The 20,409-nt window shown below is 75.2% G+C and carries 19 protein-coding genes; 8 read left to right on the top strand and 11 right to left on the bottom strand.

From position 1 onward, the window contains the following. Positions 1-15: 15 nt before the first annotated feature. A complete protein-coding gene (locus ACGFQC_RS28030; RefSeq protein WP_363089650.1) occupies positions 16-2,133 on the top strand; it encodes a SpoIIE family protein phosphatase in 2,118 nt (705 codons plus the stop codon). Positions 2,134-2,167: 34 nt separating this feature from the next. Here the strand turns inward: ACGFQC_RS28030 and ACGFQC_RS28035 are convergent, their stop codons facing one another. Beyond that, complete coding sequence (locus ACGFQC_RS28035) at positions 2,168-2,392, bottom strand: hypothetical protein (RefSeq protein WP_393288838.1); 225 nt, start codon at positions 2,390-2,392, stop codon at positions 2,168-2,170. A 503-nt stretch (positions 2,393-2,895) separates the two neighbouring features. On the opposite strand from ACGFQC_RS28035, the gene ACGFQC_RS28040 reads away from it, so the two are divergent. Both ACGFQC_RS28040 and ACGFQC_RS28045 read left to right on the top strand, forming a co-directional pair. Further along, positions 2,896-4,041, top strand: coding sequence for a PP2C family protein-serine/threonine phosphatase (locus ACGFQC_RS28040; RefSeq protein ID WP_363089651.1), 1,146 nt, complete (start codon positions 2,896-2,898; stop codon positions 4,039-4,041). Positions 4,042-4,202: 161 nt separating this feature from the next. After that, positions 4,203-5,396 carry a spore photoproduct lyase family protein gene (locus ACGFQC_RS28045; protein ID WP_363089652.1) on the top strand — a complete coding sequence of 398 codons (1,194 nt, stop codon included), beginning with the start codon at positions 4,203-4,205 and terminating at the stop codon, positions 5,394-5,396. Between the two features lie 251 nt (positions 5,397-5,647). On the opposite strand, the gene ACGFQC_RS28050 is transcribed toward ACGFQC_RS28045, so the two are convergent. From ACGFQC_RS28050 to ACGFQC_RS28070, 5 genes are all read right to left on the bottom strand, one after another. After that, complete coding sequence (locus ACGFQC_RS28050; protein ID WP_363089712.1) at positions 5,648-6,526, bottom strand: SDR family oxidoreductase; 879 nt, start codon at positions 6,524-6,526, stop codon at positions 5,648-5,650. A gap of 86 nt (positions 6,527-6,612) precedes the next feature. Beyond that, positions 6,613-8,238, bottom strand: coding sequence for an NAD(P)/FAD-dependent oxidoreductase (locus tag ACGFQC_RS28055; protein WP_363089653.1), 1,626 nt, complete (start codon positions 8,236-8,238; stop codon positions 6,613-6,615). Further along, positions 8,231-8,719: an SRPBCC family protein gene (locus ACGFQC_RS28060; RefSeq protein WP_363089654.1), complete on the bottom strand. Its 489-nt coding sequence runs from the start codon at positions 8,717-8,719 to the stop codon at positions 8,231-8,233. The genes ACGFQC_RS28055 and ACGFQC_RS28060 overlap by 8 nt, the downstream gene beginning before the upstream one ends. Before the next feature lie 185 nt (positions 8,720-8,904). Continuing rightward, positions 8,905-9,738 carry a restriction endonuclease gene (locus ACGFQC_RS28065; protein WP_363089655.1) on the bottom strand — a complete coding sequence of 278 codons (834 nt, stop codon included), beginning with the start codon at positions 9,736-9,738 and terminating at the stop codon, positions 8,905-8,907. Positions 9,739-10,109: 371 nt separating this feature from the next. After that, positions 10,110-10,604: a hypothetical protein gene (locus ACGFQC_RS28070; RefSeq protein ID WP_363089656.1), complete on the bottom strand. Its 495-nt coding sequence runs from the start codon at positions 10,602-10,604 to the stop codon at positions 10,110-10,112. 182 nt (positions 10,605-10,786) lie between these two features. Here ACGFQC_RS28070 and ACGFQC_RS28075 point away from each other — a divergent pair, with 182 nt between their 5' ends. Together ACGFQC_RS28075 and ACGFQC_RS28080 are read left to right on the top strand one after the other, a co-directional pair. After that, entirely contained in the window at positions 10,787-11,638 is an 852-nt protein-coding gene (locus ACGFQC_RS28075) for an HAD family hydrolase (protein WP_363089657.1), read from the top strand. Next, positions 11,578-12,879, top strand: a complete 1,302-nt coding sequence (locus ACGFQC_RS28080; protein WP_363089658.1) for a phytase — start codon at positions 11,578-11,580, stop codon at positions 12,877-12,879. The genes ACGFQC_RS28075 and ACGFQC_RS28080 overlap by 61 nt, the downstream gene beginning before the upstream one ends. Positions 12,880-12,932: 53 nt before the next feature. Here ACGFQC_RS28080 and ACGFQC_RS28085 read toward each other — a convergent pair whose 3' ends face one another. From ACGFQC_RS28085 to ACGFQC_RS28095, 3 genes are all read right to left on the bottom strand, one after another. Beyond that, entirely contained in the window at positions 12,933-13,805 is an 873-nt protein-coding gene (locus ACGFQC_RS28085) for a DUF1932 domain-containing protein (RefSeq protein ID WP_363089659.1), read from the bottom strand. A gap of 134 nt (positions 13,806-13,939) precedes the next feature. Next, entirely contained in the window at positions 13,940-15,424 is a 1,485-nt protein-coding gene (locus ACGFQC_RS28090; protein ID WP_363089660.1) for an MFS transporter, read from the bottom strand. Positions 15,425-15,773: 349 nt separating this feature from the next. Continuing rightward, positions 15,774-16,826 carry a helix-turn-helix domain-containing protein gene (locus ACGFQC_RS28095; RefSeq protein WP_363089661.1) on the bottom strand — a complete coding sequence of 351 codons (1,053 nt, stop codon included), beginning with the start codon at positions 16,824-16,826 and terminating at the stop codon, positions 15,774-15,776. 303 nt (positions 16,827-17,129) lie between these two features. Between ACGFQC_RS28095 and ACGFQC_RS28100 the strand changes: the two genes are divergently transcribed. The 3 genes from ACGFQC_RS28100 to ACGFQC_RS28110 all read left to right on the top strand — a co-directional run bounded on the left by ACGFQC_RS28100 (position 17,130) and on the right by ACGFQC_RS28110 (position 18,879). After that, positions 17,130-18,452: a lipase family protein gene (locus ACGFQC_RS28100; protein ID WP_363089662.1), complete on the top strand. Its 1,323-nt coding sequence runs from the start codon at positions 17,130-17,132 to the stop codon at positions 18,450-18,452. Positions 18,453-18,544: 92 nt separating this feature from the next. Further along, a complete protein-coding gene (locus tag ACGFQC_RS28105; RefSeq protein ID WP_363089663.1) occupies positions 18,545-18,694 on the top strand; it encodes a hypothetical protein in 150 nt (49 codons plus the stop codon). Further along, positions 18,691-18,879 (top strand): hypothetical protein, encoded by a 189-nt coding sequence (locus ACGFQC_RS28110; RefSeq protein ID WP_363089664.1) that lies wholly within the window; start codon positions 18,691-18,693, stop codon positions 18,877-18,879. The genes ACGFQC_RS28105 and ACGFQC_RS28110 overlap by 4 nt, the downstream gene beginning before the upstream one ends. An 18-nt stretch (positions 18,880-18,897) precedes the next feature. On the opposite strand, the gene ACGFQC_RS28115 is transcribed toward ACGFQC_RS28110, so the two are convergent. Continuing rightward, positions 18,898-19,347 carry an ATP-binding protein gene (locus ACGFQC_RS28115; protein WP_363089665.1) on the bottom strand — a complete coding sequence of 150 codons (450 nt, stop codon included), beginning with the start codon at positions 19,345-19,347 and terminating at the stop codon, positions 18,898-18,900. Positions 19,348-19,558: 211 nt separating this feature from the next. Continuing rightward, positions 19,559-20,326, bottom strand: a complete 768-nt coding sequence (locus tag ACGFQC_RS28120) for a chitosanase (protein ID WP_363089713.1) — start codon at positions 20,324-20,326, stop codon at positions 19,559-19,561. Positions 20,327-20,409 lie beyond the last annotated feature (83 nt).

Here is a 20,409-nt window from a genome sequence, read left to right on the forward strand (position 1 = left end):
CGCTGGAGGTGCCTCGTGACCGACCCGGGTGGTCCGCCCGTCGACGCCGACGGCCTGGACGCCGCGTTCGCCGAGACCGTACGCCGCACCGGCGCGTCGATCGGCGCGCTCTACCTGCTCTCCACCGACGAGCAGGTGCTCTCCCTGGACGTGCTGTGCGGGGCGCCCGCCGGGCTGGCCGAACCGTGGACGCGCGTGTCGACGGTGGCGCCGGCGCCGGTGGCCGACGCGGTCCGCGAGGGGCGCATGGTGTGGGTGGGCAGCCAGAGCGAGATGGCACGGTCCTATCCGCGCACCGCGATGGCACTCCCCTATCCGCTGGCACTGGCCGCCGCGCCGGTCACCGGCGTCCGACGCTGGGGAGCCCTGCTGCTGATGTGGCCGACCACCCGTCCCCCGTACATGACCGGGCGCGAGCGGGAGAACATCATGTCGAGCTGCCGACGGCTGGCACGGCTGCTCGAGGAGGCCGTCGAGCGCGGCGGACCACGGGCCGGTACCCGCGGGCCGCGGGTCCTGCCCGCAGGGGCCGGGCACCGGTACGCCGGACCCGCGTTGGCGGTGGCCGACTTCGTGGAACGGCTGCCGGGCGGCAGCTGTGCCCTGGACCTGGAGGGGCGCTTCACCTACCTCAGCTCCGGAGCCTGCGAACTGCTCGGGCGCGACGCCGGCGAGCTGCTGGGCACGCTGCCGTGGCAGTCGCTGCGCTGGCTCGACGACCCCACCTACGAGGACCGCTACCGGGCCGCGGTGCTCAGCCGCGCGCCCGTGTCCTTCACCGCCTGCCGGCCGCCCGGCCAGTGGCTGGAGTTCCACCTCTACCCGGACGCCAGCGGCATCAGCGTCCGGATCGTCGCCAGCGGCGAGCAGGCTCCGGCCCTGTCGGCGCCCCGCCGGGCGGCGGGGGCCGCGCCGGCCCGGACGGGGCAGCTCTACCAGCTCACGCACCTGGCGGCCGCGCTCACCGAGGTGGTCGGCGTCCAGGACGTGGTCGACCTGGTCGCCGACCAGATCATGCCCGCCTTCGGTGCCCAGGGACTGGTGCTGTCCACCGCCGAGGCCGGCCGGCTGCGGATCATCGGGCACCGCGGCTACACGCCGCAGACCATCGAGCGCCTCGACGCGCTGCCGCTGGACACGGGGCTCACCCCGGCGGGGCACGCCCTGGACAGCGGGATCCCCGCGTTCTTCTCGGACCCGGAGGAGATGCTGCGCGTCTACCCCGAGGCGCCGAGGATCAGCGGCAAACAGGCCTGGGCCTTCCTGCCGCTGACCCTCTCGGGCCGCGCGGTCGGCATCTGCGTCCTGTCCTACGAGCACCCGCACGACTTCCCGGCCGCGGAACGCGCCGTGCTGACCTCGCTCGCCGGACTCATCACCCAGGCCCTGGACCGGGCCCGGCTGTACGACACCAAACAGGACGTCGCGCACGGCCTCCAGCAGGCGCTGCTCCCGCGCACGCTGCCCCCGATCGAGGGTCTGCAGGTCGCCGCCCGCTATCTGCCCGCCACCCACGGCATGGACATCGGCGGGGACTTCTACGACCTGATCCGCCTCGACGACACCACCGCGGCGGCCGTCATCGGCGACGTCCAGGGCCACAACGTCGCCGCCGCCGCGCTGATGGGGCAGGTCCGCATCGCCGTGCACGCCCACACGGCCCTCGGTACTCCCCCCGACCGGGTCCTCACCGGAGTCAACCGGCTCCTCACCGACCTCGCCCCCGACCTGTTCACCAGCTGCCTCTACGCCCGTCTCGACCTCGCCGGGCGGCGGGTCTCGCTGGCCAGCGCCGGCCATCCGCCGCCCCTGCTGCGGCTGCCGGGCCGCGCCGCCCGGCCCCTGGGCGTACCGCCGGGGCCGCCCCTGGGGATCGACCCCGACGCCGATTTCCCCGTCACGCGGATCCCGCTGGTGCCAGGGCTGATGCTCGCCTTCTACACGGACGGACTCATCGAAACCCCGGGCGCCGACTTCGAGGACTCCATGAACCAGCTCGCCGAGGAGCTGGACCGCTCCGACGGCCAGGACCTGGACGCACTGGCCGACACCCTGCTGCGGACGTCCGGCACGGCCGGGCGGCGCACCGACGACGTGGCCCTGCTGGTCCTGCGGTTCACGGGCCGCCGCTGAGCGGTCGCCGGTCCGGGACCGCGGGGGCGACCGGTCAGAACAGGCGCTCCTGCTCGTGGGTCGTGGCGTCGCGCCGACGGGGCCGGGCCGGCGGCCGCCGGGCGGGCGCCTCGTCGCCGAAGAGGGGCACCGTCCCGCACTCGTCCGGCTCGGCCGGGACGGCGGCGCCGCCGGTGCGGACGTTCAGCCGCAGCGGCGCCTCCCGGTCGAAGTCCCCCGGTGTCATGGCCGTCCACGCGCGGCCCGGCTCCTCGCTCACGCACCCCTCCTTCCCCGGCTCCGCCGACCGGACGCCCCCGGTGCACATCCTGCCCGACCGGCCCGGCCCTCGGTCGGGCGGCGGGGGGCCCGGTCCTACCGGGCGACGTCGGCGAGGTGCGGCACGACCCGGGTGAGCCGCGGCACGCCCCACAGGACCAGCGAGGCCCCCGCGGCCTCGGGGAGGAGCCACCGCACCCACGACACCGGTGACGCCGACCGCCCGGACGGGCCGCCGGGCCAGGGCGCGCGGCAGTCGCAGGCCGCCGCCGTGCGGCACCGCGGCGGCGGCCTTGCGCCGGCAACGCCGTGCCCACGGCGTTGCCGGCGGCACCGAGGACGGCGAACAGGCGAACAGGAGGGCGAGCACGGTCGTGCGATCACCATGCCGCGACCGGCGGGCTCGGCGCGGGAGGCGGATATTGAAGGGAGGGGTGTCCCCGCCGCCGGTCCCGGGCGGGACGCCGAAGGCCGGGCACGGAGCGGAGAGGGAGCGGAGAGACGGTGAGCGCGTCGAGAGAACCGGGCGGGGCGTCGGCGGCCGGCGGGGAGAGCCGCGGCGCGCCGCCGCTGCGGTGGTCGGTCGTGCTGTTCTGGCTCGTCGCGGTCACGGTGCTGCTGGCGGTCGTCGGGGTCTTCCTGGACCGCGAGACCAGGCTCGCGCCCTTCCTCGTGGTGCTGCCCGCCCTGATCGCCGGGCGGGGCAGCGTGCGCCAGACGGCCGTCGCCTCCACCTGGGTCACGGTGATGATCGCCGCGGCCCTGTTCGACACCGCGGACGACACGATCGGCGCGGCGAGCGCGACCGTCGTCTTCGCCCTCGTCTTCAACGGGCTGAGCGTCGCGCGGGCCGCCCAACGGGTCCGCAGCGACCGGGAGATCGCCCGGCTGCGGTCCGCCGCGGCCGCGCTCCAGCGGCAGCTGCTGCGTCCGTTCCCGCTGATGACGGACCAGATCATCGTGCACGGCGTCTACCAGCCGGTGGAGGAGGACAGCCGGGTGGGCGGCGACGTGTACGAGGTGGTGTCCTCGCCGTACGGCAGCCGGGTCTTCATCGCCGACGTCCAGGGCAAGGGACTGCCCGCCATCAGCGCGGCCTTCTCGGTGCTCAGCGCCTTCCGGGAGGCGGCCGTCGCCGAGCCCACGCTGACCGCCGTCGTCGACGCCCTGGAGGACGCGGTGCTGCGGCACAACTCCTTCGCGGCGCAGGCCGGCGAGAGCGAGCGGTTCGTGACGGCGCTGGTCCTCGGCGTCGGTGCGGACACGGAGGTCCAGGCGATCAACTGCGGCCACGTCGCGCCGCTGATGCTGCACGGCGACCGGGACGGTCCGGTGCTGAAGGGCGAGCCGTGCGTCCCGCTGGGGCTCGAGGCCCTGTCCCCGCTGCCCCGCACGGTCGAGTGGTTCGCCTTCCCGCAGGGCAGCACGCTGTTGCTGTGCACGGACGGCGTCACCGAGGCGCGCGGTCCGTCGGGGGACTTCTACCCGCTGGAGGAGCGGGCCGCGGCCTGGGACGACGTCCGCCCCGGTGACCTGCCGGCGACCGTCTACCGCGACCTGCGCCGGCACGCGAGGGGCACGCCGGGGGACGACACCGCTCTGATGGTGCTGCGGAGGCGGTCGGGCACCGGGTCGACCGGCACGCCCTGACGGGCTCCGCCCGCGCGGCGCCCGCTCCGGAGCGGACACCCGCCCGGAACGCGCGGACGCCCGCCCGGAATACGCAGGCGTCTGCCCGGAATGCGCAGATGTCTGCCCGGAATGCGTAGAGTGGTACGCCCGTGGTCGCACGTCACCCCTTCGGAGCCCGTATGCCCGCCCCGTCGGTCGGCCCGGACGGCGACCCCGGCGCGCTGTTCGGACTCGACGCCCTCGAACCGCCCCCGTCCTCCACCCGCTCCCCGTCCCGAACCCGCGCCCGCTCGTCGTTTCGCGACTCCGACACGGCGCGCCGGCTGCTGCCCGTTCGGGAGATCCACGCCGAACCGGCCGCCGCGGCCTCCGCGCGCGGCCGCGAGATCATCGCCCGCTTCCCCGGCGCCCGTCTGGTCGAGGTCGACTCCCACTGGCGCGTTCCCGGGCTGCACGGCAACGAGGGGAACGTCGAGCGGTGGGTGCGCGTCAAGGGCGAGACACTCGTGCTGGGCGAGCGGAAGACGTTCACCACACGCCCCAACGGGCGCTCGGCCGACTGGATCGCCCCCGGTCCGTCCAACGGCTGCGCCCTGGCGTGCGCGTACTGCTACGTGCCGCGCCGCAAGGGTTACGCCAATCCCATCACCGTGTTCACCAACATCGACCGGATCATCGCCCACCTCGGCCGGCACATCGCGCGGCAGGGCCCCAAGCGGGAACCCAACCAGTGCGACCCCGCGGCGTGGGTGTACGACATCGGGGAGAACGGGGACTGCTCGGTGGACGCCCTCGTCTGCGACAACACCGCCGACCTGGTGCACGCCTTCCGCCACTGGCCCACCGCCAAGGCGTCCTTCGCCACGAAGTTCGTGAACCCCGACCTGCTCGCCCTGGAGCCGCGGGGCCGGACCCGGATCCGGTTCTCCCTGATGCCCGAGGCCGACGCCCGTCTCCTGGACGTGCGCACCTCACCGGTCGCCGCCCGGATCGCCGCCGCCGCCGACTTCCTGGACGCCGGTTACGAGGTGCACTTCAACCTCTCCCCCGTGGTCCTGCGGCCGGGCTGGCGGAAGGCCTGGGCCGAGCTGCTCCGGCAACTGGACGACGTGCTGCCCGAGCGGGTCAAGCGGCAGGCGGCCGCCGAGGTGATCATGCTCACGCACAACCGTGAGCTGCACGAGGTGAACCTGGGCTGGCATCCCCGTGCCGAACAGGTGCTGTGGCAGCCGGACCTCCAGCAGGCGAAGCGCTCCGAGAACGGCGCGCTGAACGTGCGCTACCGCGACCGGACCAAGGCCGAGGCGCTGAGCGACCTGCGCGACCTGATCGGCGCCCGCGCGCCGTGGCTGCGCGTCCGCTACGCCTTCTGAGCCGGTCCGGGGCGGTGACACGGTCACGGGGGGGGCGGCCGGGCGGGGCCAGGGCAGGGGGTCGAGATCAGGGCAGGGGTCGGGGCCAGGGCAGGGGGTCGAGATCAGGGCAGGGGTCGGGGCCAGGGCAGGGGTCGGGATCAGGGCAGAGGCCGGGGCCAGGGCAGAGGCCGGGCGTCCCGGTCGGCCCGCCCGCCGGCCCCCAGCAGCCCCGTGGGGCGGAAGGGCTCCGATCAGGGCAGAGGCCGGGGTCAGGGCAAAGGCCGGGCGTCCCGGTCGGCCCGCCCGCCGGCCCCCAGCAGCCCCGTGGGGCGGAAGGGTTCCTCGGCCTCGAGCCGGGGCAGTTCACGCCGGGCGACGCGCAGCACCAGCGGCGGCAGCGCGGCCCGTGCGATCTGCGCGAGGCGCAGCCAGGCGGGCACGTAGACCGCGGTGCTGCGGCGTTCGACGGCGCGGGCGAGGACCTCGGCGACGGTCTCGGCGGGGTACACGCGCCGGGCGGGCGGCGGCATGTGGGCGCGCAGTTCCCGCAGCACGGCGTGCTGGTCGGCGTCCCGGATCATGTCGGTGTCGGTCCAGTTCAGGTAGCCGATGCCGACCGCCACTCCGTGGTGCGCCTCCTCGGCCCCCAGCGCGTGCGCGAAGGCCTCCACGCCGGCCTTGGAGGCGCAGTAGGCGCTCATCAGGGGGGCGGCGCCGAGGGAGGCCAGGGAGGCGATCTGGAGGTAGTAGCCCGCCGTCTCGCGCAGGTCGGGCAGGAACGTGTGGGCCGTGAGGGCGCTGCCGGTGAGGTTCACGTCGACGACGCGGCGCCAGGAGGCCATGCCGGTCCCGCCGAAGGGGCCGCCCTCGGCGATGCCCGCGTTCGCGACGACGGCCGACGGCGGGCCCAGGCGGGTGCGGACGGTCTCGGCGGCGTCCAGCAGGGCCGCCTCGTCGGTGACGTCGGCCTCCACGGCGAGGGCCGGCGTGGGCAGCGAGGCGGCGAGCGCCTCCAGGGCCGGCAGCTCGTGGCCGAGCAGGGCCAGGCGTGCGCCGCGCCGGGCGAGGGCACGGGCCTGGGCGGCGCCCACTCCCCGCGCGGCGCCCGTGACGACGACGGTGCGGTTCTCCAGAGGGCTGTGCGCCACGGCGCGGTGCGCCCCGCTCCCGCGGGCCACGGTCTTCAGGGGGGTGTGCGCCACGGCGCGCTCCGATCGTCGGCTGCCGGTCGTCCTCAGTCGGGTCGTACGTGCCCCGCGCGGTCCCGGTGGGTGAGGGCGCGCTGGAGCCCGGACAGGCCCGGCGACCGGCGCCGCCGCAGCGCCGCGCGGGCCGCGTTGGCCCCCGGCGCGCCGTGCACGCCGCCGCCCGGATGGGCGCCCGCGGAGGCGAGGAACAGGCCGCGCACGGGTGTCTCCGGCCGTCCGGTGCCGGGCAGGGGACGGAAGACGAGCTGCTGGTGCATGCCCGCGGTGCCGCCGTTGATGGCGCCCGCGCGGAGATTGCCGTCGAGGGCCTGGAGGGTGGGCGGGGCGAGGACGCGGCGGGCCCGGATCAGCGCGCGGAAGCCCGGCGCGAACCGTTCGACCTGGCGTTCCACCCGGTCGGCCATCAGCTCCTGCTCCCCGGGGTCCCAGGCGCCGGTGAGCCCCTCGTCCCCGGCGTCGGCGGCCACCTCGTGCGGCACGTGGGTGTAGGCCCAGGCCGACTCGGTGCCGCCGGGCGAACGCGACGCGTCGGCCGTCGTCATCTGGCCGAACAGGGAGAACGGGCGGTCGGGGATCTGCCGCATCGCGATCTGGGCGGCGAAGCGGGTGAGTTCGTCGACTCCGTCGGCCAGGTGGACGGTGCCGGCCCGCGCGGCCTGCTCGGCGCGCCAGGGCACGGGGCCGTCGAGGGCCCAGTCGACCTTGAAGGTGGCGAAGTCCCACTGGAACCGCTTCAGGTCGGCCAGCAACTGGCCCGGAAGGTGCTCGGGCTCGACCAGCTCGCCGTAGAGGGCGGGGACGGAGACGTCCGCGAGGACGGCGCGGCGGGCGGTGACGGCGGTGCCGTCGGCGGTGCGTACGCCGACCGCCCGTCCGTCGCGGACGACGATCCGGTCCACCCGGAGCCCGCAGCGCAGGGTGCCGCCGTGTGCGCGCAGCCGGCGCACCAGCGCGTCGGTGAGGGCTCCGGCGCCACCGGCCGGGACGGGGAAGCCGTACGTCTGGCCCAGCATGGACATCAGCCAGCCGAAGCCGCCGCTGCCGGCGGCCTCCGGGGCGAGGTCGGCGTGCAGCGCGTTCCCGGCGAGGAGGAGCCGGCCGCCCTCGCCGCCGAACTCCTCGGCGCCCATGCGCCGCACCGGCAGCACCAGCGTGCGGGCCAGCCGCAGGCCGCCCGCCGTGCGCAGCCGCAGGGCGAGCCGCCCGGTGGCCTTCAGCGGCGGGAACGGGGTGAACAGGGCGTCGAGGATGTCGGGGCGCAACCGTTCCCAGATCCCGTGCAGCCGGCGCCAGGCGGCGCCGTCCCCGTCGTGGAAGACATCGAGGGAGGCGGCGGTGGCGTCGACCCGCCGGTCGAGGACCGCGCACCTGCCGTCGCCCAGCGGATGCGCCAGGACGTGGGGGGCGTGGCTCCACCGCAGGCCGTGCTCCTCCAGGCGCAGGCCCGACACCACCGGGGAGGCGGCGGCCAGCGGGTAGAAGGAGCTGAAGAGGTCGTTGACGAAGTCCGGGTCCACTCCCCTGTCGTGACGCACCGCTCCGCCGGGCTCGGGCTGCTCCTCCAGGACCGTCACGCTCCAGCCGGCGTCGGCCAGCAGGTTGGCGGCCACCAGACCGTTGGGTCCGGCCCCGATCACCACGGCGTCAGGCATCGGCGCCGCCGTGCGCCCGTACCTGCACCGGCCCCGGTCCGGCGTCCGGCACCTCGTTCTCGCAGACCTCGGCGAGCCGGGCGAGCATCGCGCGGTGCCGGAGCTGGATCAGCGCCTCCACGCCCGCGTTGTGCAGGGCCCCGCCCACCCCTTGCAGGGGGTGTTCGTCCACGATCACCAGGCAGTGCTCGCCCCAGGGCCGCAGCTCGACGGCGACCCGCGCCGTGCCGAGCGCGCCCGCCCGGGCCTCCAGCTCCAGGGCGGTGCCCTCCTCGCAGCGCCGTACGACGGTCCGGTTGCTCAGGCGGACGGGGCCGATCCGGACCTCGTAGCCGATCTCCGCGCCCACCTGGGGCCACTGGCCCCGCACCGGGGTGGACTCCGCGGTGCCCACCACCCAGTCCGCGTACCGGTCACCGTCCGCGAGGACGGCCCACACCCGCCGCGGGGATGTCTTGATCAGCCGATGCCGGACCGCCACGACGACCTCCTGTACTCGTCCTTCGCTCACCGCCAAGTGCCCACGCCGGGGACGGCGAACCGGGATGACGACGAAGAATTTCCATACGGCCGTACGCCGCGGGTACGGCCGTGCAGCAGCGGTACGGCCGTGCAGCGCCGGCGTCGGGAGGTGAGCCGTCGGTGCCGGTCCCGGTGCTCCGGGTGTCAGCCCTGGCCGGTCTGCTCCCACGGGCGGGGCCCCGCGCCGGAGTGCCACGCGAGCAGTCCCTCGGCGTCCACGCACACGATGCCGCACTGCCGCGCGTACTCGACGGCGGGTGCCGTGAAGTCGTTGGTGGTGACGACGATGGCGACATCGGCCTCGTGGACGGTGAAGCAGGTGCCGCCGAAGCGCTGCAGATCCTGTGAACCGACCTTGTTGCCGTCCCCGTAGCGCTTGCACTGGAGGACGAGTCGGCGTCCGTCCGGTGCCACCGCCAGTACGTCGGCCCCCAGGTCACCGGCGCCGCCGACGACTTCGACGTCCGTGCAGTGGTCGCGGGCGCACAGGCCGGCTATCGCCTGTTCGAACTCGTCGGGATCCAGGGCGTAGTAGTCGGTGACGCACGTGGTGTCCGCGGCGGGGGCCGTCTCGATGACGAGGGTCTGCGCCGTGCCGTCGGCGCCGAAGGGCGGGGCCGGGGCGGCGGCCCCCGGCGGTTCGGCCACGCCCGCCGGGACGGCCACGGCCGGCGGCTCGGCGAGCGCGTCGACGGCTGTCTCGGCCGCTTCCTCGAGGGCCTCGGTGGCGTGCCGCACGAGTCTGCGCGCCGACCAGCGGCGTCGGCCTCGGTAGCAGGCGACGGTCGCGGCGATGCCGAGGACGAGGAGGGTCACGGCCCACGCGGGGCGGCGTTCGGCCGCGGCGGCGGCGGTGCGGGCGACCACGCCCGCGAGCGTCAGGAGGATCGCGAGGAGGACGAAGAACAGGGCCGTCGTGCGCAGGTCGAAGCGCCGGCGGCGACGCACGGGGCGTATCGGGCGGGTGGGTGCGGTCACGGTGATGGTTCCTCCCAAGCGGCCTTCGGTGAAGATCACTCGGGCTTGTGCCCCGGCCGGCACGGTTCACCGTGATCGGTCCCCGGCCCTGTGCGCGGTACGGGCGGCTGGTTCCCCGGCCTTCGGGCGGTACGGCGCGGCAGATCCCCCGCTCCGCGGGTGGTACTGCACGGCCGATCCCCCGCCGTGCCACGCACGGCGGGGCCCGTGCCCGCCGCGCGCACGGTACGACGCGACCCCACGAACCCCTGCCCCACGGGGCACGACGCGACCGGTCGCCGGGGTTCGCGGGGCCGGCCGGTGGCGTCCTCCCCGCCTCCGCGCGGTGGGCCCGGACGTGCCGGGGTGTGACCCACCGCGCGTGCGGGGCGTCAGATGCGGCCGCCGGTGAGCCGGGTGATCGGGCCGAGGGGCCGGCGGCCGGAGCGGCGGCCCGCCGCGTACGACGCGGCCGTCAGCGCGGTCACACCGGCGCCCACGCCGGCCGCGATCAGCTTGCGGTGGGCGATCACCGTCCAGGCCGTCTTGGCGGTGGCCGCGACCTGCCCGGTGGCCGTCTTGGCGGTGGCCGCGACCTGCCCGGTGGCGGACTTGGCCGTGGCCGCGACCTGACCGGTCTTCACGGCGAGCGCCTGACGGCCCGCCTCGACGCCACGGGCCGCGCCCTGCGCCACGCCCGCCGTCTTCTCGGCGGCGCGCCCGGCCTTGGAGCCGGTGGCCGACGCGGCGTCAGACGCCTTGTCCGCGGCGCCCTTTGCGGCGCGTGCGGCGGGAGCGGTCGCCTTGTCCGTGGCGCTCCGGGCCTTGGATGCGGTCGCGCGCTTGGTGGCGCGCTCTTCGTTCGTGTCCGTGTTCGGTTCAGTCATGGACTTCGCGTTGCCGCTCCCCCGGGCCGCAAACCCGCCGCGATACCCGCGTGCCGCCCGCGGTACGCCCGGGCCGGGTCGGACGGGGCCGGACCGGACGGGACCGGGCCGGACGGGACCGAGTCGGACGGGGTCGGGCCGGACGGGGTCGGGCGGATCGCCGCATGGGTAGGGTCCCGGTCATGCGCCTCGCCCTCCTCGACCTGGACGGCACGCCGGTGGACCGTACGTCCGCCCTCGCCGACGCCGTGGCCGACCTCTGCCACGACCACGCGTACGGGCCCGGGATCGAGCGGTGGCCGCTGACCCAACTCGCCGACCACGCCGAGCGGTCGGACTTCGCGCGGCTGCGCGCCGCGTTCGGACCGGGTGAGTCGGCGGACCACCTGTGGCGGGTGTACGTCGACCGCATGGCCGCAGCCGTCACCTGCCGTCCCGCGGTGCTGAACGGCCCGGCCCGGCCGCGCGAGCGCGGCTGGAGCGTCGGGGTCGCCACGAACGGGTCCTCCGACATCCAGCGCGCCGAGGTCGGGGCCACGGGGCTCGCCGATCTCGTCGACGGGATCGGCGCCTGGGGGGACATCGCCGTCCGCAAGCCCGACCCGCGCCTGTTCGAACTGGCGGCGGCGCGCTGCGGCACCCGGATCGGTGCGGGCGACCGGATGACCGGCGACGCCCCGGAGAACGACGTCCGGGGCGGCCACCGGGCGGGCCTGCGGACGATCCGGGTGACGGGTCGGCCCTGGCCGGAGGGCCTCACCGCCCCCACCACCGCGCCCTCGACGTACCCCGGGCCGTCGACCACCTGCTCGCCCACTCCTCGGCGTGGCCGCGTCCGGCGGCCCCGGCCGGCCGCGCACGGCGGTTGTTCCCCGCGCCGGCACCCGCCCTTCACCCCCGCGCCGCCCCGCCGTTCGCCCGCACCACCAAGGTCATCACGTTCGGTCCCGCCCCCCATCGAAGGAAGGTCGACGTGGCCAGATCGCTTCCGAGGGCTTTCGCCGTGTCCGTCCTCACCGCGTCACTCGCTCTGACCGCCGCACTTCCCGCCTCCGCCGGGGACGACGACGCCCTGCCGGCCGTCCTCCCGCGCGTCGAGACACCGGCCCTGTACGACGACGAGGCGGGCGGCAACTCCGACGCGGACGACCCGGCGATCTGGCGCAACGCCGCCGACCCGGACGCCAGTCTGGTCGTGGCCACCGCGAAGGAGGGCGGCCTCAGGGTGTACGACCTCGGCGCCCGGCTCGTGCAGTCGCTCGCCGCGCCCGCCGGACCGCGTCCCGAGGACGCGCCCGGCCGCTACAACAACGTGGACGTGGTGCAGGGCCTGAAGCTGTCCACCGGGCGCGCCGACCTCGCGGTCACCACCGACCGGGGCAACGACCGGCTGCGGATCTACCGCGTCGACCCCGCCTCGCCCGGCCGTCCCCTCTCGGACGTCACCGACCCGGCGGCCCCGCCGGTCTTCTCCGCCGACCAGGCGGAGATCAACGAGCAGCGCACCGCGTACGGCCTCGCCACCTGGACCGACCGGGCGAGCGGCCGCACCTACGCGCTCGTCAGCCGGCGCGAACGCACCACCATCGCCCTGCTCGAACTGACGGCGACGGCCGGTGGCAGGGTCGGCTACCGCAAGGTCCGCACCCTGGACCTGCCGTCCTCCTTCCGCCTGCCGAACGGCACGTCCTGGTCGCCGTGCGCGGAGCCCGGTGAACTGCCGCAGGTCGAGGGCATGGTCGTCGACCCGGCGAACGGCACGCTGTACGCCGGCCAGGAGGACGTCGGCATCTGGCGGATGCCCGCCGCCCTCGACGGAACGCCCCGGCTCGTCGACACCGTGCGGGAGTACGGCGTGCCCGGCACCTACGACGAGGCCACCGAGGAGTGCGTGAGCGGCACCGACCCGGGGTACGGCGGTACGCGGGTCGCGGCGGACGTGGAGGGCCTGACCCTGGTCGCCGAGGCGGACGGCGACGGCTATCTGCTGGCCTCCAGCCAGGGTGACGACACCTTCGCCGCCTACGACCGCGAGCGGAGCGACGACAACGAGTACGAGGGCGGCTTCCGAGTCGCCGCCACCGCGACGGGGCCCGACGGCTCGGAGGAGTGCGACGGCGCCGCGGCGCTCAACGCCCCGCTGGGCCGCAGGTTCCCGGGCGGTCTGCTCGTCGTGCAGGACGGTCACGACGACGCCGGACGGGCCGAGGACCGTACGGCGACGAACTTCAAGTTCGTCGACCTGCGCGAGGTCCTGACGGCGCTCGACGACTGAGCCGACGCCCGGGTGCGGCGGGCCGGAGCCGCCTTCCGCCGCACCCGGGCGGCTCACGGCGTGCCGGGCTCCGCGGGCCGCCCGGCCCGGCGCAGGTCGGCGACGAGCCGGGCGCCGGTCACGGTCCCGTCGTCCTTGTGCGCCTCCCAGCGTGCGAAGGTCTCCGCGGCGGCCTCGGCGAAGCCGGCCGGCAGGCCGACCTGTGCGCAGGCGCGCGCGATCTCGGCCATCTCCGGCTCCCAGCGCCAGGCCTTGCGGCCGGCGCCGGCCAGCCGCTCGGGTCCGGCCAGCGGTGTGCCGGGCAACGACCCCGCCGCCAGTTCGATCAGCTCGTCGAGGACGCCGTGGCCGTCGGCCAGCGCGCAGGCCTGCGCGGCGAGGGCGTAGGCGATCTTGTTGTAGGAGGCGAAGGACAGCTTGAGCGCCGAGGCGCGGCCGATCGGGCCCGCCAGCGGGTGGGGCGCGAGGGCGGTGCCGGCGAAGAGGCCGGCGACCCGGGCGACGGCCGGGGCGTCACCGGAGAGGTACAGGCGGCTGGTGCCGTTCTCGCGGGGCGGCGGTCCCGTGATCCCGCCGTCCACCACCGTGGCGCCGCCGCCCGCGAGGACCTCGGCGATCCTCGCCATCCGCTCCGGGCTGACCGCGTTGGCATCGACGTAGACACCGCGGAAACCGGCTCCCGCCACCTCCTCGGCCACGTCGAGGGCGGCGGCCGGCGGGCAGACGCTCAGGACGATCTCGCAGCTCTCGACCAGCTCCCCCAGATCGGCCGCGGCACGCAGACCGATGCCGGCCGCCCGCCGTCGCGTCGCCGCCGACCGTCCCGCGGGCAGCCACCGCACCTCGGCACCCCCCGCCATCGCCTGCGCCGCCACGCCGGCGCCCATGTCGCCGGGGTGCAGGATTCCCACGTCTCGATGAACCATGAGCGGACCCTACTGACCCGGCGGCACCGCCGTGGCCGCATCCCGGCGGGACGTGGCCGGAGCCGGCGGCGCGGCGCCCGCGGTGCGGCCGTCCGCGCACACCGGCGCGCGGCCGACGTGCGCGGGACGGTGCCTCATCCGCCGGGCGGCCCCGCTCCGTCGCCTTTGAGGCGTTCGAGGTCGGAGGGGCGGACCTGGATCACGACGAGGGCGATCAGGGCGGCGACCAGCGTGAAGACGGCCGCCGTCACGAAGGCCGCGGAGACGCCCGCCGTGAGGACCTCGTCGCCCCAGGGCGGCGGGAGTTCGCCGGTGCGCTGGAAGCGCAGGCGTTCCACCGGGGTCGCCTGGGACAGGAACGCGGGGACCTGTTCGTCCGCCTCGTTGCCGCTGGCCGTGCCGAACATCGTGACCAGGATGGACAGGCCGAGCGAACCGCCCACCTGCTGGGTGGCGTTGAGCAGCCCGGAGGCCGCGCCGGTCTCCCGGGTGGGCACGTCGGACAGTGCCATAAGGGTCAGGGAGACGAACTCCATGCCCATGCCCAGGCTGAAGACGAGCATCGGGCCGAGCACGCTGCCCGCGTAGGTGGAGTGGACGTCGGTCAGGGTCAGCCAGCCCAGTCCGGCGGCGGCCAGGATCGCGCCGGCCACCATGAAGGGTTTCGGGCCGTACGTCGGCAGGAACCGGGAGGCCAGTCCCGCGCCGAGCGCGATGACCGCGCTCACCGGGAGGAAGGCGAAGCCCGCCTGGAGGGGGCTGAAGTCCAGCACGTTCTGCACGAACAGGGTGAGGAAGAAGAACATGCCGAAGATGGCGGCGGCCAGGCAGAGCATGATGCCGTAGGTGCCCGCGCGGTTGCGGTCGGCGAACATGCGCAGGGGGGTGATCGGCTGCCGGGAGCGCTTCTCCACCGCGATGAACACGGCGAGGAGGACGACGGCCCCGGCGAAGGAGGCCAGGGTGAGCGGGTCGCGCCAGCCGTCCTGGGCGGCCCGGATGAAGCCGTACACCAGCAGGACCATGCCCGCGGTGGAGGTCGCCGCGCCGGCGATGTCGAAGTGGCCGGGGTGGCGGGCGGATTCCTTGATCCAGCGGGGTGCCGCGAGGGCGATGAGCAGGCCGATGGGAACGTTGACGAAGAAGACCCAGCGCCAGTCCAGCCACTCGACGAGGATGCCGCCGGCGAGCAGTCCGATCGCGCCGCCGCCCGCCGAGACCGCGGCGAACACGCCGAACGCCCGGTTGCGTTCGGGTCCTTCGCGGAAGGTGGTGCTGATCAGGGCGAGGGCGGTCGGGGAGGCGATGGCCCCGCCGACGCCCTGGAGGGCGCGGGCGGCCAGGAGTTGGCCGGCGCCCTGGGCGAGTCCGCCGAGGAGCGAGGCGAGGACGAACAGCAGCACGCCGAAGACGAAGACCCGCCGCCGTCCGAGGATGTCCCCGACCCGGCCGCCGAGCAGCAGCAGACCGCCGAAGGTGAGCGTGTAGGCGTTGACCACCCACGACAGGTTGGCGGTGGAGAAGTCCAGGGAGCGCTGGATGTCGGGGAGCGCGATGTTCACGATGGTGATGTCGAGGACCACCATCAGCTGGCACGAGGCGATGACGAACAGTGCCATCGCGTTTCCGTCGCCGCCCGCGGGACGCGCGGAGGTCCGGGACGCGGAAGTGGGTTGCGGAGGTGTGCTCATGGCGTGTCGCCCGCACGGGGGGCGGGCCCCTGGAAGTTCAGTGAACGATCGCGTCCACTGTCGTGTTCACCGTTCGACCGTACGCCGCCGTCCGGACCGTCACCACTCGACCACCGGGACCGCCGTCCGGACCGTCACCACTCGACCACCGGGACCGCCGTCCGACCGCCGCCCGCCGCACCGGTCGGGGGCCCGCCCGCCGGGCACAGGCGTGCCAGGACTCCCCCGTGGTCCTGGCACGCCGCCCCGGCTCCGGCGGCGATCCGCCGCCGTGGGGTCACCAGGATGCGTCGGAGCCGGGGTCCGTGTCGTTGGCGAGGCGTCCACGGTCGCTTGGCGGAGCGTCTCCGGGCGGGCCGGGCCGCGAGTGTTCGCGGGCGCGCAGTTCGCCGGGCGGGAGGCCGTAGGCGGTGCGGAAGGCGCGGGTGAACTCGGCGGCCCGCGGGAAGCCCCAGCGTGCGGCGACGGCGTGGATCGGCGTCGTGCCCCGGGCGGGGTCGAGGAGGTCGCGGCGGGCGTGCTCCAGCCGCTGGTCCCTGATGTACGAGGCCACGGTGAGGCCTTCGGCCCGGAAGAGGCGGTACAGGTGGCTGCGGGAGATGTGGTGGGCGGCGGCGATCGTGGCGGGGGTCAGCTCCGGGTCGGCGAGGTGACGGCGGACGAACGCCTTGACGCGCAGGGTGAGGGTCCGGTGGTGACTCTCGGGCGGCAGGCTCGGATCGGCGTCGAGGGCGTGCGCGAGGGCCGCCGCGACCAGGTCGGTGACGACGGTGGCGAGGCGGGGTCCGTCGGCGGGCCGGTAGCAGGAGGTGTCCGCGGCGAGCCGGAGGAGGAACTGCGCCAGCAGCGCGCCGATGCCTTCCGTGGCCGAGATGCGGCGTCCCCTCACCTGGTCGGCGTACCGGTCGGGCAGCGGCACCTGGGCGCGGGGGATCTCCACCCCGACGATGGTGACGGGGTCGGCTCCGGTGTGGATCTCGAAGGGACGCGAGGAGGTGCTGACGTGGAAGTCGTTCATCGTGTAGACCGCCTGCCTGCTGTTGCCCCAGCTGGCCGCTCCCTCGCCCTTGAGGAGCAGGGAGAGGTGGTAGGCCTCGGGGTCGGAGGCGCGGATGAGCCGGGGGGTCCGGCGGAAGACCAGCGGGTCGAAGGTGGCGGGCCACACGGTGACGTCGCCGAGGAGGATCGCCCGCTGGGAGCCGTCGTAGTCCGCGGCGCGTTCACTGCTCAGCTGCATCGGCGCGTGGGTACGGCCCATGCGCTGGACCCAGGCCTCGAACCGGTCGGCCGCCGGGAGGTCCTGGGTCCGGAAGACCGACTCGTGCACCACGCACGCAGTCAATCACACCGGTGAGCCGGGAAGTTGGGGGCGGTCGGCGCACGTCACCGGCACGGTGGGGTGCGGTCCTGATCACCGTCCGCCATATTACTGAACCGTAACCCGCTTACCGCTACCCCGGGTAACCCAGTCGCCGTTACCGTCCTGACAGCTCGTCCGAGAGCGCTTCACGTACGGCATGCGGCGGCGGTGGGACGACCGGCGCCGCATGCCGGGCGGTCCGTCCCCACCGGACCGCGTGTCACCCGAGCCGCAGAGAAGGCTCGGTCTCCCCACTCCCTCCGGAGGTCTGCCATGCCCGCCCCCGCCCGGCTGCTCGCCGCAGCCGTCACGGCCGCCGCCTGCCTCGGCACGACAGCCGTTCCGGCCTCCGCGACACCGACCGAACCCGTGGTCTCCCGCGGTGTCACCATTCCCGCCTTCTACAACCCGCCCGCCTCGCTGCCGGCCGCCGACGGCGCGCTGATCCGCACCGAGCGGCTCCCTCTCGCCCTGAGCCTGCCCGGCATCGACGGCCCGCTGCCCGGCCGGGCGACCCGACTGATGTACCGGTCCACCGACTCGGCGGGCCGGCCGACGGCCGTCACCGGCGCCTACATCGAACCGACGGCCGCCTGGAAGGGCACGGGAGCACGGCCGCTGGTCGTCGTGGCGCCCGGCACCATGGGACAGGGCGACCAGTGCGCCGCGTCCCTCGGCCTGGAACGCCCGCTGGTGCTCAACGGGCAGACGGTGTCGGTCGGTTACGAGAACCTGGCCATCTACCGGCTGCTCGCCCGCGGGGTCGCCGTCGTGGTCACCGACTACACCGGCCTCGGCACCACGGACCGGCTGCACACCTACGTCAACCGGGTCGACGAGGCCCACGCCGTGCTGGACGCCGCCCGCGCCGCCCGCTCCCTCGACGGGACGTCCCTCACCGACGGCTCACGGGTGGCGCTGTTCGGCTACAGCCAGGGCGGCGGGGCCACCGCGGCCGCCGCCGAACTCCAGCCCGCGTACGCCCCCGACGTCCCGCTCGCCGGCACCTACTCCGGGGCTCCGCCCGCCGACCTGGTGGCCGTCACCGCGGCCATCGACGGCAGCGACCTCGCCGGGGCGCTCGGCTGGTCGGTCAACGGCTTCCTGGAGTCCGACCCGGAGCTGAAGCCGATCGCGGAGGCGCACCTGAGCGCGGCCGGCGAGGCGGCCCTGAGGGACCTGTCCACCATGTGCGTGGGCGACGCCCTCCTCGCCTACAACTCGGCGCGCAGCACCGCCTGGACCACCGACGGGCGTCCGCTGGGCGCCATCATCGAGGAGGAGCCCGCGCTCAAGGAGTTCCTGGCCGACCAGCGCATCGGCAGGATCAGGCCCGCGTCCCCGGTGCGGGTGGCGACCGGCACCGCCGACAACCTCGTACCGCACGGACAGGCCCGCCGGCTGGCCGTGGCGTGGTGCGCGAAGGGGGCGGACGTCACCTACAAGCCCGTCGTCCTGCTGCCGCTGGGCAACGCCCTGCTCAACCACTTCGCACCGCTGCTCACCGACCAGGGCGACGCGATCTCCTGGCTGACCGACCGCCTCGACGGCCGGCCCGCCGGCTCCAACTGCGCCACGCTGCCGTACAAGCCCTGAGCCCGGGGAACGACGCCCGCGTCAGACCGGGTCCCGTTGTCGCGTTCCCACCCCGCTCCCGGGCGGAGAGGGGAACGCGACGGCGGGACCCGGTGCCGTGGCGGGCGACGTTCGCCCGTGACATCGCCCCCACCGCCGGTCTCCGGCACACCCGCCGTGACGTCCTGCTGCGCGGCGTCGACATCGACGCCCTCGTCGGCAGGACCGTCGTCCTGGACTCCGGGGGGGGGGCGGTGCCGTGACCCTCGCCGTCAACCGTCCGGCCAGGCCGTGCGCTTGGCTGGACGTCACGGTCGGACCGGGTGCGCAACGCGCCCTGCGCGGCGGGGGCGGGGTGCGCTGCACTCCCCTGTCGGACGGGGTGCTCACCCTCGGCGGAGCGACGTTCCGCGTCCTCGGGGAGGAGGACGCGACGGGCTCCGCCTGACCTCCGCCCGGCCTCCGCCTACAGGCCGTCGAGCAGCCCGAGCCGGGCGACGATCCGCTTGCCGACCGGCTCCCGCACGACGTCGACGCCCTCGGCCACGGCCATCACGATCTCCAGGCCGTGCTGACCCACCCGCGTCGGATCCGCCCCGCGCGGCACCGGCAGCGCCGGATCACTGTCCCAGACCGCGATCTCCACGGCGGCCCCCACGATGCACAGATGCAGCAGGACCGGGCCGGGCGCGTACCGCAGGGCGTTGGTGACCAGTTCGCTCACCACGAGCTGCGAGACATCCATGGTGCGGGCCGAGACCGGCACCCCCTGCTCGCGCTGCGCACGCGCGAGGAAATCACCCGTCAACCGCCGCGCACCGGCGATGCAGCCGTTCTGCCCGTCGAGGGCCACCGTTGTCTCGACCCGGCTCCGCTCAGGACCCGGGAAACCCTCGCCGCGAGGGACAGGTTCCATGCGGACCGCCTTCATTACCCCGTTCATGACCGCGCGCCTACCCCCGAATCCGACTCCTACGCCCCAGCCGCACCACTCTTTCGCGGAACGCCGGAACGGACCGGGGCCCGGCATCCGGCGCCGTACGCCCCGTCCGCGGCCGACGCCACCGCGACGTGGCGGTGACGCCGGCCGGCCTCGTCGCGCGCGGGCCGGGACGGGTGCGCCGCTGTCAGTCGAGGTGGTAGCTGTCCCCGTACACCTTCCAGTCCAGGGGCGGTTGGAGGTCCAGGTTGCCCTCGCGCAGGAAGACGCGCTGGGCGGTGTCGACGCGACTGGTGTCGCTGTGCGCCTCCTCCTGCTTCATGGCCCACACGCGTGCGTCGAGGAAGGCGTGGAGGTACGCCGTCTCGTCGCCGCCCTGGGCCGGGGTCTTCGCCTTGACCAGGGCGCGCCGGCGGATGCTGCCGAAGCCGGCGTCGCCGCCGTCGCCGTGCATGACCATGGCGTCGTAGTAGGCGAACTGGCCCAGGACGCGCAGGCCGTCGGCCTTGGCGCGGCGGACGGCCGGATCGAAGTAGACGCGGTCGCGTTCGTCGTTCTGCGCCTGCTGGAACGCCGTGTCCCGGGCCGCCGTGCGCCAGTCCCGCGGGTAGTGCGGGTCGAGGCCGTCGTGGGAGTCGGTGCCGTCGACCGCCCGCAGGGCGGGCAGGTACCCGGCGAGCACGTTGCCGGGTTCGCGGTCGGTGTACAGCTCGACGAGGTCGAGCATGTCACCGGTGCCGGAGCAGAAGCCGATGATGCCGGCGGTGTAGCCGCGGCCGTCGCCGATGTCCTCGATGTACTGGTACTGGGCCTTCCAGTCGAGAGAGGAGTTCTCCGCGCTCGACACCAGCTTCATGGCGATCTCCTTCTTCGCCGGGTCGTCGAGCCCCACCGGCGCGCGGAGTTCGGGGGCGGCGGACGCCGATGGTGAGGCGAGGAGAGGGGCCGCCGTCACGGCGGCGAGGAGGGCGAGGACCGTGCGGCGGGAGGCGGCGGACGTGGGGGTGTCCGTGGCGGCGGTCGGACTCTGCGCGCCGG

This window comes from Streptomyces sp. NPDC048734 (genome assembly GCF_043198675.1).
Classification (GTDB): Bacteria; Actinomycetota; Actinomycetes; order Streptomycetales; family Streptomycetaceae; genus Streptomyces.